At 46.2% G+C, this 15532-nt stretch carries 14 protein-coding genes; 12 read left to right on the top strand and 2 right to left on the bottom strand.

Annotated features, from left to right (window positions below; genetic code table 11):
- The first annotated feature begins 2 nt into the window (after positions 1-2).
- The 10 genes from moaC (at position 3) to GXP65_RS17245 (ending at position 9864) form a co-directional block, all read left to right on the top strand.
- Positions 3-479, top strand: coding sequence for a cyclic pyranopterin monophosphate synthase MoaC (moaC, locus tag GXP65_RS17290; RefSeq protein ID WP_005433216.1), 477 nt, complete (start codon positions 3-5; stop codon positions 477-479).
- Positions 479-736: a molybdopterin synthase sulfur carrier subunit gene (moaD, locus tag GXP65_RS17285; protein WP_134977429.1), complete on the top strand. Its 258-nt coding sequence runs from the start codon at positions 479-481 to the stop codon at positions 734-736. Before moaC ends, moaD begins: the two co-directional genes overlap by 1 nt.
- Position 737: 1 nt before the next feature.
- Positions 738-1193, top strand: a complete 456-nt coding sequence (gene moaE / locus GXP65_RS17280; protein ID WP_010645711.1) for a molybdopterin synthase catalytic subunit MoaE — start codon at positions 738-740, stop codon at positions 1191-1193.
- 560 nt (positions 1194-1753) lie between these two features.
- Positions 1754-3385 carry an ABC transporter substrate-binding protein gene (locus tag GXP65_RS17275; RefSeq protein WP_005433211.1) on the top strand — a complete coding sequence of 544 codons (1632 nt, stop codon included), beginning with the start codon at positions 1754-1756 and terminating at the stop codon, positions 3383-3385.
- 108 nt (positions 3386-3493) lie between these two features.
- On the top strand, positions 3494-4414 hold the full coding sequence (gene oppB, locus GXP65_RS17270; RefSeq protein WP_005433208.1) for an oligopeptide ABC transporter permease OppB: 921 nt from the start codon (positions 3494-3496) through the stop codon (positions 4412-4414).
- A 15-nt stretch (positions 4415-4429) separates the two neighbouring features.
- Positions 4430-5332 (top strand): oligopeptide ABC transporter permease OppC, encoded by a 903-nt coding sequence (gene oppC / locus GXP65_RS17265; protein ID WP_005531413.1) that lies wholly within the window; start codon positions 4430-4432, stop codon positions 5330-5332.
- 30 nt (positions 5333-5362) lie between these two features.
- Positions 5363-6334, top strand: a complete 972-nt coding sequence (locus GXP65_RS17260) for an ABC transporter ATP-binding protein (protein ID WP_162093358.1) — start codon at positions 5363-5365, stop codon at positions 6332-6334.
- Positions 6331-7323: a murein tripeptide/oligopeptide ABC transporter ATP binding protein OppF gene (gene oppF, locus GXP65_RS17255; protein WP_162093347.1), complete on the top strand. Its 993-nt coding sequence runs from the start codon at positions 6331-6333 to the stop codon at positions 7321-7323. Before GXP65_RS17260 ends, oppF begins: the two co-directional genes overlap by 4 nt.
- A 185-nt stretch (positions 7324-7508) precedes the next feature.
- A complete protein-coding gene (locus GXP65_RS17250) occupies positions 7509-8453 on the top strand; it encodes a glutathione S-transferase family protein (protein ID WP_079402222.1) in 945 nt (314 codons plus the stop codon).
- A 136-nt stretch (positions 8454-8589) separates the two neighbouring features.
- A complete protein-coding gene (locus GXP65_RS17245; RefSeq protein ID WP_162093346.1) occupies positions 8590-9864 on the top strand; it encodes an MgtC/SapB family protein in 1275 nt (424 codons plus the stop codon).
- Between the two features lie 71 nt (positions 9865-9935).
- On the opposite strand, the gene pta is transcribed toward GXP65_RS17245, so the two are convergent.
- Positions 9936-12101 (bottom strand): phosphate acetyltransferase, encoded by a 2166-nt coding sequence (gene pta / locus GXP65_RS17240; protein WP_005433245.1) that lies wholly within the window; start codon positions 12099-12101, stop codon positions 9936-9938.
- Positions 12102-12239: 138 nt separating this feature from the next.
- A complete protein-coding gene (locus GXP65_RS17235) occupies positions 12240-13436 on the bottom strand; it encodes an acetate kinase (protein WP_005433250.1) in 1197 nt (398 codons plus the stop codon).
- A 346-nt stretch (positions 13437-13782) separates the two neighbouring features.
- Between GXP65_RS17235 and yfbV the strand changes: the two genes are divergently transcribed.
- Positions 13783-14235, top strand: coding sequence for a terminus macrodomain insulation protein YfbV (yfbV, locus tag GXP65_RS17230; RefSeq protein WP_038889858.1), 453 nt, complete (start codon positions 13783-13785; stop codon positions 14233-14235).
- 310 nt (positions 14236-14545) lie between these two features.
- Entirely contained in the window at positions 14546-15511 is a 966-nt protein-coding gene (locus GXP65_RS17225) for an ABC transporter substrate-binding protein (RefSeq protein ID WP_038889859.1), read from the top strand.
- Positions 15512-15532 lie beyond the last annotated feature (21 nt).

The raw sequence follows: 15532 nt of genomic DNA, 5'->3' as shown, positions 1-15532 counted from the left end.
CAATGACCCAATTTACCCATATCAACGCGTCTGGCGAAGCTAACATGGTCGACGTGTCTGCAAAAGCGGAAACGGTACGTGAAGCGCGTGCTGAAGCATTCGTACACATGGCTCCAGAAACGTTGCAATTGATCGTGTCTGGCCAGCACCACAAAGGTGATGTGTTCGCCACAGCTCGTATCGCTGGCATCCAAGCAGCGAAGAAAACTTGGGATCTGATCCCGCTTTGTCATCCTCTTCTATTGTCTAAAGTTGAAGTTCAACTGGAAGCCATCGAAGCCGAAAACAAAGTACGTATCGAGTCTGTGTGTAAGCTTGCAGGCAAAACCGGTGTCGAGATGGAAGCATTAACGGCTGCTTCTGTGGCGGCTCTGACGATTTACGATATGTGTAAAGCAGTGCAAAAAGACATGGTTATTGGTCAAGTTCGTCTTCTTGAGAAGACGGGCGGTAAATCGGGTCACTTCAAGGCGGAATAATGATTAAAGTACTTTTCTTTGCTCAAACGCGTGAGCTTGTTGGTATCGATGGCCTAGAACTCGAAGAGCAGTTCAGCAATGTTGAGGCGATTCGTGCACATTTGGTCGAAACTGGTGCAGATAAAGAAGGTAAATGGGATTTAGCGCTAGAGCCAGGTAAGTTACTGGCTGCGGTAAACCAGTCTATCGTACCTTTGGATACTGAAGTGAAAGCGGGCGACGAAGTTGCCTTCTTCCCACCGGTAACAGGGGGCTAATATGGATCCTCGCGTTTCTGTACAAGCTGAAGACTTTTCGGTTGATCAAGAATACCAACGTCTATCAGAAGGTACCGCCTCTGGTGCGGTAGTGACCTTCATCGGTAAAGTTCGTGATATGAACCTTGGCGACAACGTGATTGGTCTTCACCTAGAGCATTATCCGGGTATGACGGAGAAAAGCCTGAGCGACATCTGTGATGAGGCGGAATCACGTTGGCCTCTGCTAGGTGTTCGAGTTATTCACCGTGTTGGTGATCTCGACACGGGTGACCAAATTGTGTTTGTTGGTGTCTCTAGTGCACACCGTGGTGCGGCATTTGATGCTTGTGAGTTCATCATGGACTTCCTAAAGACCAAAGCGCCATTCTGGAAAAAAGAGCGCACGACCAGTGAAAACCGCTGGATTGAGTCGCGCGATACCGATCATCAAGCTGCACAGCGCTGGGAAAAGTAGGGCAGTTTTTATTCTGCTAACAACCCTTTCAAAGCCAGATGTTAATAACGTCTGGTTTTTTCTTTTTTTAGGGCTGAAACCGCCTATATTTCCTACTGTGATTTGCCTTCAAAATCATCACCTTTCCTTTCTTTCTCCTCTCGGTGACCTTGTTCACAATAAAAAATATCTAACGGAATATATGCAATTATTTATTAGACTCAATGTGTCATAAATGTTAACTTTTTTACATATATCTAGCATAAGATGCTATCAATAAGTTTGAAATTAGATTTATCGAAAGTTTCACCTGTCAAATAAGCGGGTGAATCAGTATTTCTCTATTCAATACTTTTATTGCGGTATTTATTGCTAAATATGCGCACTATTTACAGAATTATTAGTTTTTTTGCTACCTCTTTATGGCAAATTACTTCAATGGTTGCTAATGTGTGCCGCAGTCTTTGTAAGGTTTTAGAATTTTGTGCTCAAAAAGTGCACTAAAAACTTCTAAAATACTGACCGTTCCAGTCCCTTGCAGAGAAGTCATGGATGCTAATGAAAAACTTGGAGTTTTACGCATGTACAAGAATAAAATCACCAAAGCCCTTCTTCTAGGTGCTGGTCTGGCAGTGGCTGCCTCTTCTACTACCGCTTTCGCTGCTGACGTTCCGGCAGGCACTAAACTAGCTGAAAAACAAGAAATCGTTCGTGGTAACGGTACTGAAGTTGCAACAATTGACCCGCATAAATCTCAAGGTGTTCCTGAATCACATGTGATTCGTGATCTTCTTGAAGGCTTAGTGAACCAAAATGCAGACGGTGACACTATCCCTGGTGTAGCTGAGAGCTGGGAAACCTCAGACAACAAAACTTTCACTTTTCACCTACGCAAAGACGCTAAATGGTCTAACGGCGATCCTGTAACAGCACAAGATTTCGTATACAGCTGGCAGCGTGCAGTCGATCCTGCAACCGCTTCGCCATACTCTTGGTACATGGAATACACCAAGATGAAAAACGCGAAAGACATCGTTGCGGGTAAAAAAGACAAAAGCGAGCTAGGTGTTAAAGCGACTGACGACCACACTTTGGTGGTTGAACTAGACACAGCGGTTCCTTACTTTGTAATGATGGCTGGTCACACAACAATGAAACCAGTACACAAAGCGACAGTTGAGAAGTTTGGTGATCAATGGACGAAACCAGAAAACTTCGTAGGTAACGGCGCTTATGTAGTAAACAACTGGGTTGTGAACGAGCGTCTAGAGCTTGTTCGTAACAACGAATACTGGGATAACGACAAAACCGTTATCAACAAAGTAACGTACCTTCCAATCGAAAACGGCGTTGCTGAAATGAACCGTTTCCTATCTGGTGAAATCGACTTCACGTCTAAACTGCCGACTGAGCACTTTAAGCGTCTGAAGAAAGAGCACCCAGAGTCAGTATCGGTTGAAGGTAGCCTGTGTACTTACTACTACTCATTCAACACTAAGAAAGAGCCTTTCAACGACGTTCGCGTTCGTAAAGCAATTTCTTACGCTATCGACCGTAACATCGTAGCAAACGCGATTCTTGGCCAAGGTCAGAAGCCTGCGTACTTCCTAACGCCGGAAATCACAGCGCACTTCAACCCTGAGCTTCCAACTTACGGTAAGATGACGCAAAAAGAGCGTAACGAAGAAGCAGCACGCCTATTGGCGGAAGCGGGTTACGGCAAAGACAACCCTCTTAAATTCTCTCTTCTATACAACACAGATGAGAACCACAAGAAGCTAGCAGTAGCGCTTGGTTCTATGTGGAAGAAAACTCTAGGTCTAGACGTAACGCTAGAAAACCAAGAGTGGAAAACTTACCTATCTACGAAAGACCAAGGTGATTTCGAAGTAGCACGCGCAGGTTGGTGTGGCGACTACAACGAAGCATCTTCATTCCTAACCCTTATGGTTAGCTCGAACACAACTGGTGGCCAGCACTGGGGTAACAAAGAGTACGATGCTTTGATCGACAAAGCGATCAAATCGACTTCAGAAGAAGAGCGTACCAAGATCTACCTAGAAGCTGAGCAACTGATGGCGAAAGATATGCCTATCGCGCCTATTTACCAGTACGTTCGTTCTCGTCTACTAAACCCGCACGTTGGTGGTTTCCCTGCTAACAACGCGGAAGAAAAGATCTACACCAAAGATCTTTACATCAAAGCAGACTAATTAAAGTCGCTTCAAGACTATAAGAATAAGGCCCACACGTCCCAAGAAAGGGACGTGCGGTGCCTATTATCAATTTTTTTAACTGTCACAGACTGAAAGAGTGAGTTTATGCTTAAATTCATCGCAAAAAGGATATTTGAGGCGATCCCAACAATGTTGGTTTTGATCACCGTATCTTTCTTTCTTATGCGTTTCGCACCGGGTAACCCATTCTCGAGCGAGCGTCCATTACCGCCAGAAGTTATGGCGAACATTGAAGCCAAATACGGTCTAGATAAGCCTGTGTTTGAACAGTACACCACGTACTTGACTAACGTTGTCCAAGGCGACTTTGGTCCTTCATTCAAATACTTAGATTACACAGTAAACGAGCTAATCTCGGTAGCACTGCCAGTATCGGCGAAGGTGGGTTTCATTGCCTTTATCTTCACGGTCATTCTGGGGGTGACGATCGGGACCATAGCCGCGCTCAAACAAAACTCTTGGCTTGACTACACCATTATGTCTACGGCGATGCTTGGGGTAGTAATGCCATCTTTCGTGTTGGCGCCAGCTTTGATTTACTTGTTCTCGCTCCACTGGAATTTATTCCCTGCTGGTGGTTGGCATGATGGCTCATGGCAATATTTGGTGCTGCCAGTAATCGCAATGTCACTGCTTTATGTCGCCACGTTTGCTCGTATCACTCGTGGTTCAATGATCGAGACATTGAACAGTAACTTTATCCGTACTGCCCGTGCGAAAGGTCTAAGCTACCGTTACATCATCCTAAAACACGCACTAAAACCAGCTTTACTCCCTGTTGTGTCTTACATGGGACCGGCGTTTGTCGGCATTATTACCGGCTCGGTAGTTGTTGAGACCATCTTCGGTCTGCCAGGTATCGGTAAGCTGTTCGTAAACGCAGCTTTTAACCGTGACTACTCGCTAGTAATGGGTGTAACCATTCTGATTGGTTTCCTATTCATCTTGTTCAACGCTATCGTTGATATTCTGCTAGCAATGATTGACCCGAAAATTCGCTACTAACAGGGAAGTATGGTTATGTTAACGAAAAAAGAGAATCTTGAAGCGGTCGAGAAATTTGCAGAGAACCTGGAAGTTGAAGGCCGTAGTTTATGGCAAGACGCACGCATCCGCTTTATGCGTAACAAAGCGGCAATGGTGAGCTTGTTCATTCTTACATTGATGACCCTTGCGGTAATCTTCCTGCCAATGCTGGCGCCTTACACATTTGATGATACAGACTGGTACGCAATGCACGTCGGTCCAAGTGCTGAACACTGGTTCGGTACTGATAGCTTAGGTCGTGACCTTTACGTACGTACGCTGATTGGCGGTCGTATCTCTCTGATGGTAGGTGTTCTAGGTGCATTGGTTGCGGTTGTGATTGGTACGCTTTACGGTGCAGCCTCTGGCTTCATCGGCGGTAAAGTGGACCGTATCATGATGCGTATTCTTGAAATCCTATACGCGGTTCCGTTCATGTTCCTAGTTATCGTACTGGTAACGTTCTTCGGCCGTAACATCGTTCTTATCTTCGTCGCTATCGGTGCTATCGCATGGCTAGATATGGCTCGTATCGTACGTGGTCAAACGCTAAGTCTGCGTAGTAAAGAGTTTATTGAAGCGGCGCACGTTTGTGGTGTGAGCAAGTGGAAGATCATCACTCGCCACATCGTTCCAAACGTACTGGGTATCGTAGCGGTTTACTCAACACTACTTATCCCAAGCATGATTCTTACTGAATCATTCCTTTCATTCCTTGGTCTTGGTGTACAGGAACCAATGACAAGTTGGGGCGCACTTCTACAAGAAGGTTCGCAAACAATGGAAGTGGCAATCTGGCAGCTGGCGTTCCCAGCAGCATTCATGGTTGTGACTCTATTCTGCTTCAACTACGTTGGTGACGGTCTGCGCGATGCGCTGGATCCAAAAGACAGATAATTAAAAATAGAAAGAATAAAGGAAGCAATGATGAGTTTATTAGATGTCAAAGATCTGCGCGTCGAATTTACCACGCAAGATGGTATCGTAACCGCAGTAAACGATTTGAACTTCTCTCTGAATCAAGGTGAGACCCTAGGTATCGTAGGTGAGTCTGGTTCAGGTAAGTCACAAACTGTATTCGCAATCATGGGTCTACTGGCTAAGAACGGTATTATCTCTGGTAGTGCGAAATTCGAAGGTAATGAGATTCTTAACCTTCCAGAAAAAGAGCTGAACAAGGTTCGTGCGGAACAGATCGCAATGATCTTCCAAGACCCAATGACGTCTCTTAACCCGTACATGAAAGTGAGCGATCAGCTGATGGAAGTACTGATGCTGCACAAAGGTATGGGTAGAGCAGAAGCGTTCGAAGAGTCGGTTCGCATGCTTGAAGCGGTAAAAATCCCAGAAGCTCGTAAGCGTATCACCATGTACCCACACGAGTTCTCGGGTGGTATGCGTCAGCGTGTAATGATCGCAATGGCGCTGCTGTGTCGTCCAAAACTGCTTATTGCGGATGAGCCAACAACGGCATTGGACGTTACGGTTCAAGCGCAGATCATGGATCTGCTGAACGAGCTGAAATCTGAGTTCAATACTGCAATCATCATGATCACGCACGATCTTGGTGTCGTAGCGGGTTCATGTGACAAAGTACTAGTGATGTATGCAGGTCGTACTATGGAGTACGGCACTGTGAACGAAATCTTCTACAACCCAAGCCACCCTTACGCGGAAGGTCTATTGAAGGCGATTCCTCGTCTGGATACAGAAGGCGAGATCCTGCCAACAATTCCAGGTAACCCGCCTAACTTGCTTCGTCTACCACCTGGCTGTCCTTACCAAGATCGCTGCCACCGTGTGATGGATCGTTGTAAGCGTGAAGCACCGATTCTGACGCCGTTTGGTGATGGCCGTCAGCGTGCATGTTTTTCTGAATGGGAGGCTTGGAGCAAATGAGTACATACAAAAAACTAATTCTGGATGTATCTGATCTGAAAGTTCACTTCAGCATTGCATCAAAATCTGCATGGCCTTGGGCAAAACCTTCAAGCCTAAAAGCGGTAGACGGCGTAAACGTTCGCCTTTACGAAGGTGAAACTCTTGGGGTAGTAGGTGAGTCTGGTTGTGGTAAATCGACGTTTGCTCGCGCGATCATTGGTTTGGTTGAAGCAACAGATGGCGAAGTAGTTTGGTTAGGCCAAGACCTAACGAAGATGAAAGACGTCCAACGCCGTGAAACGCGCAAAGAAATCCAAATGATTTTCCAAGATCCTTTGGCTTCTTTGAACCCGCGTATGACAGTGGGCGACATCATCGCTGAGCCGCTAGAGACGTTCTACCCAGAGCTGACTAAGCAAGAAGTGAAAGACCGCGTTAAAGAAATGATGGCGAAGGTAGGTCTACTGCCAAACGTTATCAACCGTTACCCACACGAGTTCTCAGGTGGTCAGTGTCAACGTATTGGTATCGCACGTGCACTTATCCTTAAGCCGAAGATGATCATCTGTGACGAACCGGTATCAGCACTGGACGTATCGATTCAAGCTCAGGTAGTTAACCTATTGAAAGAGCTTCAGAAAGAGCTTGGTCTTTCATTGGTATTCATCGCGCACGATTTGTCAGTGGTGAAACACATCTCAGACCGCGTACTGGTTATGTACCTAGGTAACGCTGTTGAGTTGGGTGAAGCGGAAGCATTGTTTGCCGATCCAAAACACCCATACACACGAGCGTTGATGTCAGCGGTTCCAATTCCGGATCCGAAAATTGAACGCAGCAAGAAGATTCAGATGCTAGAAGGTGATCTACCATCACCAATTAGTCCTCCTTCTGGTTGTGTGTTCCGTACTCGTTGTCCACAAGCAACAGAAGAGTGTGCGAAGACTAAGCCACACATCGAAGGTTCAGATGTTCACGCAGTATCTTGTCTACACGTAGCAATGTAATTAAATTCGGCCTGTGACGGGCTTAAGCGCGGCTCCTTTTTATAGGGTCGCGCTTTTTTTATGCCTACGATTTCTCTTAGTTTTAGTTCATTCGAAATTCTTGAACAAGATGGACTAAATGGTCGGATTCTAAGCTGTACATGAATCGCTAATATAGTAGAAAACAGAATATGAGGAGAGCAGTCATGGGTAAGTTAGTTGAAGGCGTTTGGCACGACGTATGGTACGAAACTAAATCAAGCGGTGGTAAGTTTGTTCGTGAAGACGCAGGCTTTCGCAATTGGATAAAGAACAAACCTGATGCAACGTTCCAGCCAGAGTCGGGCCGTTACCATTTGTATGTTTCACTCGCTTGTCCGTGGGCGCATCGCACACTGATCTTCCGTAAACTCAAAGGCTTGGAAAAGCACATTGACGTCACCGTTGTGTGTCCAGATATGCTAGGTGAAGGCTGGCAAATGGGGCTCCCAGAGCCACTATTCGGTCACACCCGAATGCATCAGATCTACACTCAAGCCAAGTCCGATTACACTGGTCGCGTTACCGTTCCAGTTCTGTGGGATAAAAAGACCAACACGATCGTGTCGAATGAATCGTCTGAAATCATCCGTATGTTCAACTCCGAGTTCAATGAATTAACGGGCAACCATGATGATTATTACCCAGAGCAACTTCAAAGCGTGATTGATGAGTGGAATGACTACATTTATCCGAACGTGAATAATGGCGTATACCGTTGTGGTTTTGCGACAACGCAAGAAGCTTATGAAGAAGCGTTTGATTCACTGTTTGCCGCACTGGATAAAATCGATGCTCACCTTGCAACGCATCGTTATCTAGCAGGCAATAAAATCACCGAAGCGGATTGGCGCCTATTTACTACTCTTGTTCGTTTTGACGCTGTGTATGTAGGTCATTTTAAGTGTAATAAACAACGCATTGCGGATTACCCAAATATTCAGGGTTATTTGAAAGAGCTTTATCAAGTTGAAGGTGTGGCAGAGACTACCGACTTCTACCACATTAAGCGTCACTACTACTTCAGTCATACGGGTATCAACCCGACGCAAGTCGTACCAAAAGGGCCTGAGTTAGATTTGGATTCACCTCATGACCGAGATTTAATCTAACTTCAAGCTCTCCGAGAAAAGCGCCATTTGATATGGCGCTTTTTCTTTTTTCGCAATATCTTCCAATCATCACAACTTCTTTCCGCTTATAACATAAACTGATGATATAACGGCCGATCTTGGACTGAGGTGGGGTATGGATATCAATGAGTTTGTCAGTGGCGAGCATCTAATTTGGAATCTGTTTATTGCGCTGTTATTGGGGGCAATTGTCGGAACCCAACGTGGCTGGGTAATGCGTAATAGCGTTGAAGGCAGTCGCGTTGCGGGTATCCGTACCTTCTCTTTGGTCGGTTTACTGGGTGGCTTAGTTGGGATTCTTGCCAACATCTACACACCGTTATTGCTTGGCTTTGCATTGATTGCTTTGGTTATCCTTGCCTGTATTGCGTTTGTTATTCAACAAAGAAAGAGTGAGGACATCAGCATTACTGGCGTGGTTAGTTTGGTGATCACCTTTGTTCTTGGCAGTCTCGCTGTTTCTGGGGAGCCTGTTCTTGCTGCGGCCGCAGCGGTTATCACTGCGGTGGTACTGGATAACAAGAAAGAGCTTCATCAGGCGCTTCAGCGTCTCCAAGAGTACGAGCTTGATGCTGCTTTGCGTCTGCTGCTCATTTCTATCGTCCTATTACCTCTTTTACCCAACCAAGCTTACGGCCCATGGAAGGCTTTGAACCCTTATGAAATTTGGTGGATGGTGGTGCTGATTGCCAGTATTTCATTTGTCGGTTATTTCGCGATTAAGATCGGCGGTGCAAAGCGGGGTATTTTGTTTACGTCTGTCTTTGCTGGGCTAAGTTCTTCTACTGCACTTACACTGCAGTTCTCTCATCTTTCACGGGAGCAAGCGAATATAAGTCCTTTGCTTGCCAGCGGCATACTGCTAAGTTGCGGGACTATGTTTCCTCGGTTGCTGATCGTTCTTTCGGTGATTAATCCCCAATTAGTGACATTGTTGGGACCCGTTGTCTTGGGCATGATGGCTGCCCTTTATTTGCCTGCTTGGTGGATATGGCGTCGCAGCGAGGTTGAGCAAATAGAACAACCGAATAAACAAACCAACCCATTAGCCCTTCAATCGGCACTGTTCTTTGGGGTTGTGCTCGCCGTGATCATGTTGTTATCGCATGCACTGTCTGATCTGTTTGGTAGTGCTGGTGTGCTAATACTGTCTGCGCTATCTGGTATTACGGATGTTGATGCTATTTCCCTTGCGCTTGGGCGGCAAAGTACCCAAACCTTGAGCGTGGAAACCGCGGCATTGGGTATTCTGATCGCGGCCTCAGTCAATACAGTGGTAAAAATGGGGATGGTTGTTGCAATAGGGGATAAGGCATTATGGAGAAGAGTCGCGCCCGTTATGGTTGGCTGCGTGCTTTCTGGCGCTATTTTGTTTTTGGCTTTGTATTGATTTACTCGAACACAAAGTGAAAAAAAACCTCGCCGTGGCGAGGTTTTTTGCATTCAGAAAAGTGCAGTTAATTAGTTAACTGCTTTTTCGCGAGCTTGGTCAGCTTGATCCGCCTGAATCGCAGTTAGAGCAACTGTGTACACGATATCGTCTACTAGTGCACCGCGAGATAGATCGTTTACAGGCTTGCGCATACCTTGCAGCATTGGACCGATAGATACTAGGTCTGCTGAACGTTGTACCGCTTTGTAAGTCGTGTTACCAGTGTTTAGGTCTGGGAATACGAATACTGTCGCTTTACCTGCTACTGGAGAGTTAGGCGCTTTAGAAGCTGCCACGTTTTCCATGATCGCTGCGTCGTACTGTAGAGGACCGTCGATCACTAGATCTGGACGTTTCTCTTGAGCAATCTTAGTTGCTTCACGTACTTTATCTACGTCTGCACCCTTACCAGATTCACCAGTAGAGTAAGAGATCATAGCAACGCGAGGGTCGATACCAAATGCCGCTGCAGAATCAGCAGATTGGATAGCGATTTCAGCAAGCTGTTCAGCTGTTGGATCTGGGTTGATCGCACAGTCACCGTAAACCAATACTTGGTCAGGTAGCAGCATGAAGAATACAGAAGATACGATAGACGCATCAGGTGCAGTCTTGATGATTTGGAACGGAGGAACGATAGTGTTTGCTGTGGTGTGAACCGCACCAGAAACTAGACCGTCTACTTCGTCGTTCTCAAGCATCATTGTGCCAAGGAATACTGAATCTTGTAGTTTCTCGCGAGCAACAACTTCAGTCATGCCTTTCGCACCACGTAGCTCAACTAGACGAGCCACGTAGTTTTCACGAACTTCATCAGAGTTGATGATAGTTACGCCAGCACCTAGTGTTACGCCTTGCTGCTCTGCAACGCGACGGATTTCGTCTGGGTTACCTAGAAGCACACACTCCGCGATGCCGCGCTCAGCACAGATAGCCGCAGCTTTAACTGTACGTGGCTCGTCACCTTCAGGAAGAACGATACGCTTGCCAGCTTTACGAGCGAACTCAGTTAGCTGGTAACGGAATGCTGGTGGGCTTAGGCGACGAGACTTCTGAGTACCCTCAGTCATAGACTCGATCCAGTTACCGTCGATGTGACCAGCAACGTGCTCGTTGATGAACTCGATTCGCTCTTTATCGTCTGCAGGAACTTCGATAGAGAAGCTCTGTAGGTTTAGAGAAGTCTGCCAAGTGTTACCTTGTGCTTTGAAGATCGGTAGACCCGTTTCAAATGCTGGCTTACATAGACCTGCAATCTCTTCAGGAATGTCGTAACCGCCAGTTAGAAGTACCGCACCGATATCAACACCGTTCATTGCTGCAAGTGCAGCTGCAACGATAACGTCTGGACGGTCTGCAGAAGTAACAAGTAGAGAACCTGGTTTGAAGTGCTCAATCATGTTTGGCAGAGAACGTGCACAGAAAGTGATGCTCTTAATACGACGAGTCGCGATGTCACCTTCGTTGATGATGTCAGCGTTTAGGTGCTGAGCCATATCGATTGCACGAGTAGCGATTAGATCGATGCTCCATGGCACACAACCTAGTACACGAATTGGAGAAGTGTTGAAGATTTCCATCACTTTCATTTCGTTTTGCTTCGCGCTGTCTGCATCGTCAAAGATTTCAGATAGGTCAGGGCGAGTACGGCCAGCTTCGTCAACAGGCGCGTTCAGCTTGTTGATGATTACGCCAGAGATGTTCTTGTTCTTAGTACCACCGAAGTTAGAACATGCTACTTCGATGCGCTCTTTAAGTTGAGCTGGGTTATCTGTACCAGGAGTTGCAACAAGAACGATTTCCGCACCTAGAGTTGCAGCGATTTCCGCGTTCACTTGGTTAGCGAATGGGTGCTTACGAGTTGGTACTAGACCTTCGATAAGCGTTACGTCTGCATCTTTGTTGATTTGGTTGTAACGCTCAACAACAGTTTCTAGCAGCTCGTCCATGTTGTCGTTACCAATTAGGCTTTCAGCAACAGACATCGCTAGTGGTTGACCGATCTTCATATCGCTGTTGTAGCCAACGATAGTTGAAGTTAGATCTGGTTGATCACCGCCAGAACGTGGCTGTGAAATTGGTTTGTAGAAAGAAACCTTAACGCCTTTGCGCTCCATTGCGCGAAGAACACCCATGCTTACGCTAGTTAGACCAACACCAGCACTTGCAGGGATAAGCATAATAGTACGAGACATTCGTAGAGTACCTTTAGCTATTGGGGGATAAAAGCTCAACTCTTATTCCATGAATAATTCAGAGAATAGGAGTTAAGCCCCTAAGAAATTCTTTGGAAGAAAAACTGGCTAGCCGGAGTGGCTAGCCAGTTTAATCTATTAAAGACCTGCTAGGCGTGCAGTGTCTTCAGCAATTACTAGCTCTTCGTTAGTAGAGATAACCATTGCTGGGATACGGCTGTTAGCTGTAGTGATAGTACCTTCGCCGCCGAAACGAGCTTTAAGGTTAGCTTCACCATCAACTTCGATACCGAAGATACCTAGACGGTTTAGAACCATTTCACGGATAGGGCCAGAGTTCTCGCCGATACCGCCAGTGAACGTGATTGCGTCTAGACGACCTTCCATAGAAGCTGTGTAACCCGCTACGTACTTAGCTAGACGGTGACAGAACACGTCCATTGCACGTGTTGCTTCTTCTTTCTCACCGTAGTTGTCTTCAACGAAACGACAGTCAGAAGTCACTTCAGTTAGACCAGCAAGACCAGACTCTTTAGTTAGCATGTTGTTGATTTGTTCAACAGAGTAACCTAGAGCGTCGTGTAGGTGGAATACGATAGCTGGGTCGATATCACCACAACGTGTACCCATTACTAGACCTTCAAGAGGAGTTAGACCCATAGAAGTGTCTACAGATTTACCGTTCTTGATTGCACATACAGAAGCGCCGTTACCTAGGTGACAGTTGATGATGTTTACTTCTTCAACTGGCTTGTCTAGTAGGTTCGCAACTTCACGAGTGATGAATAGGTGTGAAGTACCGTGCATGCCGTAACGACGGATGCCGTGCTCTTTGTATAGGTTGTATGGAAGAGCGTATAGGTAAGACTCTTCTGGCATAGTTTGGTGGAACGCAGTGTCAAAAACAGCAACGTTTTGTAGGCCAGGGAAGTTTACTTTAGCCGCTTCGATACCGATTAGGTGAGCTGGGTTGTGAAGAGGTGCGAAAGTTGCAGCGTCTTGAATACCCTTAAGTACGTCGTCAGTGATCAGTGCTGATTGAGTGAACTGCTCACCACCGTGTACGATACGGTGACCGATAGCGCCTAGGTTAGCTTTAAGCTCTGGCTTAGAAGCAAGAATAGTTTCTACCATGAAAGATAGTGCTTCTACGTGAGCTGCGCCTGCGCCTAGTTGAGCTTCGTGCTTGCCATCAAGTTTCCACTTCATACGAGCTTCTGGAAGACCAAGACACTCAGCAAGACCGGTTAGGTGCTCTGCACCTGTTTCTGCATCTACAACAGCAAATTTAAGAGAAGAACTACCACAGTTTAAAACTAAAACTAGCTTAGACATGTATGACTACCTGTTTATTCGTCTGATCAAAATCAGTTAAAGGATGAAAAATTAATCACAAGAATAGACGATACCCGCAAGGCTGCGTACTAATCTTGGTCAAAAATCGTTCTAATTCCGTATAAATGAATAGTGATGAACCCATCCACCACTATGAAGCGATCCGTGCAGAATAAAATCTCGGAGTTGCTTAAATTGTAAATAACGGCAACAATGAGATTGAGGGTCTGCAAAGGATAGCGATAATAGGCAATGATAACAAAAAAATTTTGAAAGAATATTAACTTTCATCAATTTTTTGCGCCTTTAGTTGAAATGTTCAACTATTTTTTAGTGAGAGAGCGGTATGAGCAAACAAGTCGGATTAATCCATAGCCTGAAAGACGGCCAAAGTTACATGGAGATCTGGCCGGTTCGTAAAGAGCTGAACGCCATTTTTCCCGAACAACGTATCATCAAAGCAACGCGTTTTGGCATTAAAGTGATGCCAGCGGTCGCCGCGATCAGTGTGCTCACTCAAATGGCTTTCAATAACTATGATGCACTGCCTCAAGCCATCGTAGTTGCATTGTTTGCAATAAGTATGCCTCTGCAAGGTATGTGGTGGTTGGGCAGTCGTTCCAACACCAAATTGCCCCCTGCATTAGCCTCTTGGTATCGCGAATTGCATCAAAAAATCACAGAAACAGGTTTTGCGCTCGAGCCCGTCAAAGCGCGCCCGCGATACAAAGAGCTTGCGGTCATCCTGAACCGTGCATTCCGTCAATTAGACAAAACGGCTCTCGAACGTTGGTTCTAGACCCTTAACAAAACCACAACTACTGAAATGGAGTGTGCAATTGCCACTCCATTTTTTATGCCTGCGCTTCTGACTTCACTCCTTTCTAATTTGCAATAACCGCCTTTCGTACCGATTGCGAGATCACAAATGTTACATTGTTGTTAAGTCTTGCTTTTCTTTCCCGAGAGTTAGCGTTAATAATGAAAAACAGATGCACAAAAAGTGCACAGTTATAAACACAACATCCCATCTTCCGGATTATTTCTGTTGAGCATTCATTTTCGATGAGGCTTTCAGTTCAAGGACGAAGAGACATCAAGGAGTCATGATGAAAACGAAACGTATACTGGCCACTGCTATTCTTGCCGCAACCACAGCTTTCTCCTCTGCTAGTGTGCTTGCCAATACCGCGACCGTAGCGGTTTCTCAAATCGTAGAACACCCAGCACTCGACGCGACTCGTCAAGGCTTGATAGATGGCTTGAAAGCCAAGGGCTATGAGCAAGGTAAGAACCTAGAGTTTGACTACAAGACCGCACAAGGCAACCCAGCTATAGCGGTACAGATTGCCCGTCAATATGTGGGCGAGAGCCCAGATGTGCTGGTGGGTATTGCCACACCGTCAGCGCAAGCTTTGGTGTCTGCAACACGTTCTATCCCAGTGGTGTTTACTGCGGTAACGGATCCGGTGGGCGCAAAGCTTGTGAAATCCATGCATCAGCCGGGTAAAAACGTCACCGGTCTTTCCGATTTGTCTCCTGTGGCACAGCACGTTGCATTGATTCAAGAAATTCTGCCTGCGGCTAAATCTATCGGTGTGGTTTACAACCCAGGTGAAGCAAACGCGGTGACTCTGGTGCAACTGCTAAAAGAGAGTGCAGAGGCCAACGGTCTTGAAGTGGTAGAAGCGACGGCTCTCAAAAGTGCCGATGTTCAGTCCGCGACGCAAGCTATTGCGGCTAAATCCGATGTGATTTACGCGCCGACAGACAACACGGTAGCCAGTGCTATTGAGGGCATGATCGTTGCGGCAAACCAAGCGAAGAAGCCGGTCTTTGGCGGTGCAACCTCTTACGTAGAAAAAGGCGCTATTGCGAGCTTGGGTTTTGATTACTACCAAGTGGGTGTTCAAACTGCCGACTACGTTGCTGCTATTTTGGAAGGGCAAGATCCTGGCAAGCTGGATGTGAAAGTCGCAACCGGTTCTGATCTTGTTGTGAATGAAGGAGCCGCAACCAAACTTGGCATTCAACTACCGAGTTCTGTTGTGAAACGTGCGACTAGCATGCAGTAATAGTGATGTTCAGGTCGGTTT

Origin of the sequence: Vibrio sp. LB10LO1 (assembly GCF_010092875.1) — a bacterium.
Classification (GTDB): domain Bacteria; phylum Pseudomonadota; class Gammaproteobacteria; order Enterobacterales; family Vibrionaceae; genus Vibrio; species Vibrio campbellii.
This window is presented reverse-complemented; position numbering and strand designations above follow the sequence as displayed.

Coding starts and splice junctions, on each gene's coding strand:
- GXP65_RS17250 (WP_079402222.1), top strand. CDS start 7,509: ATGGGTAAGTTAGTTGAAGGCGTTTGGCACGACGTATGGTACGAAACT.
- GXP65_RS17260 (WP_162093358.1), top strand. CDS start 5,363: ATGAGTTTATTAGATGTCAAAGATCTGCGCGTCGAATTTACCACGCAA.
- pta (WP_005433245.1), bottom strand. CDS start 12,101: ATGTCTCGTACTATTATGCTTATCCCTGCAAGTGCTGGTGTTGGTCTA.
- GXP65_RS17275 (WP_005433211.1), top strand. CDS start 1,754: ATGTACAAGAATAAAATCACCAAAGCCCTTCTTCTAGGTGCTGGTCTG.
- oppF (WP_162093347.1), top strand. CDS start 6,331: ATGAGTACATACAAAAAACTAATTCTGGATGTATCTGATCTGAAAGTT.
- moaD (WP_134977429.1), top strand. CDS start 479: ATGATTAAAGTACTTTTCTTTGCTCAAACGCGTGAGCTTGTTGGTATC.
- oppC (WP_005531413.1), top strand. CDS start 4,430: ATGTTAACGAAAAAAGAGAATCTTGAAGCGGTCGAGAAATTTGCAGAG.
- yfbV (WP_038889858.1), top strand. CDS start 13,783: ATGAGCAAACAAGTCGGATTAATCCATAGCCTGAAAGACGGCCAAAGT.
- oppB (WP_005433208.1), top strand. CDS start 3,494: ATGCTTAAATTCATCGCAAAAAGGATATTTGAGGCGATCCCAACAATG.
- GXP65_RS17235 (WP_005433250.1), bottom strand. CDS start 13,436: ATGTCTAAGCTAGTTTTAGTTTTAAACTGTGGTAGTTCTTCTCTTAAA.
- GXP65_RS17245 (WP_162093346.1), top strand. CDS start 8,590: ATGGATATCAATGAGTTTGTCAGTGGCGAGCATCTAATTTGGAATCTG.
- GXP65_RS17225 (WP_038889859.1), top strand. CDS start 14,546: ATGAAAACGAAACGTATACTGGCCACTGCTATTCTTGCCGCAACCACA.
- moaE (WP_010645711.1), top strand. CDS start 738: ATGGATCCTCGCGTTTCTGTACAAGCTGAAGACTTTTCGGTTGATCAA.
- moaC (WP_005433216.1), top strand. CDS start 3: ATGACCCAATTTACCCATATCAACGCGTCTGGCGAAGCTAACATGGTC.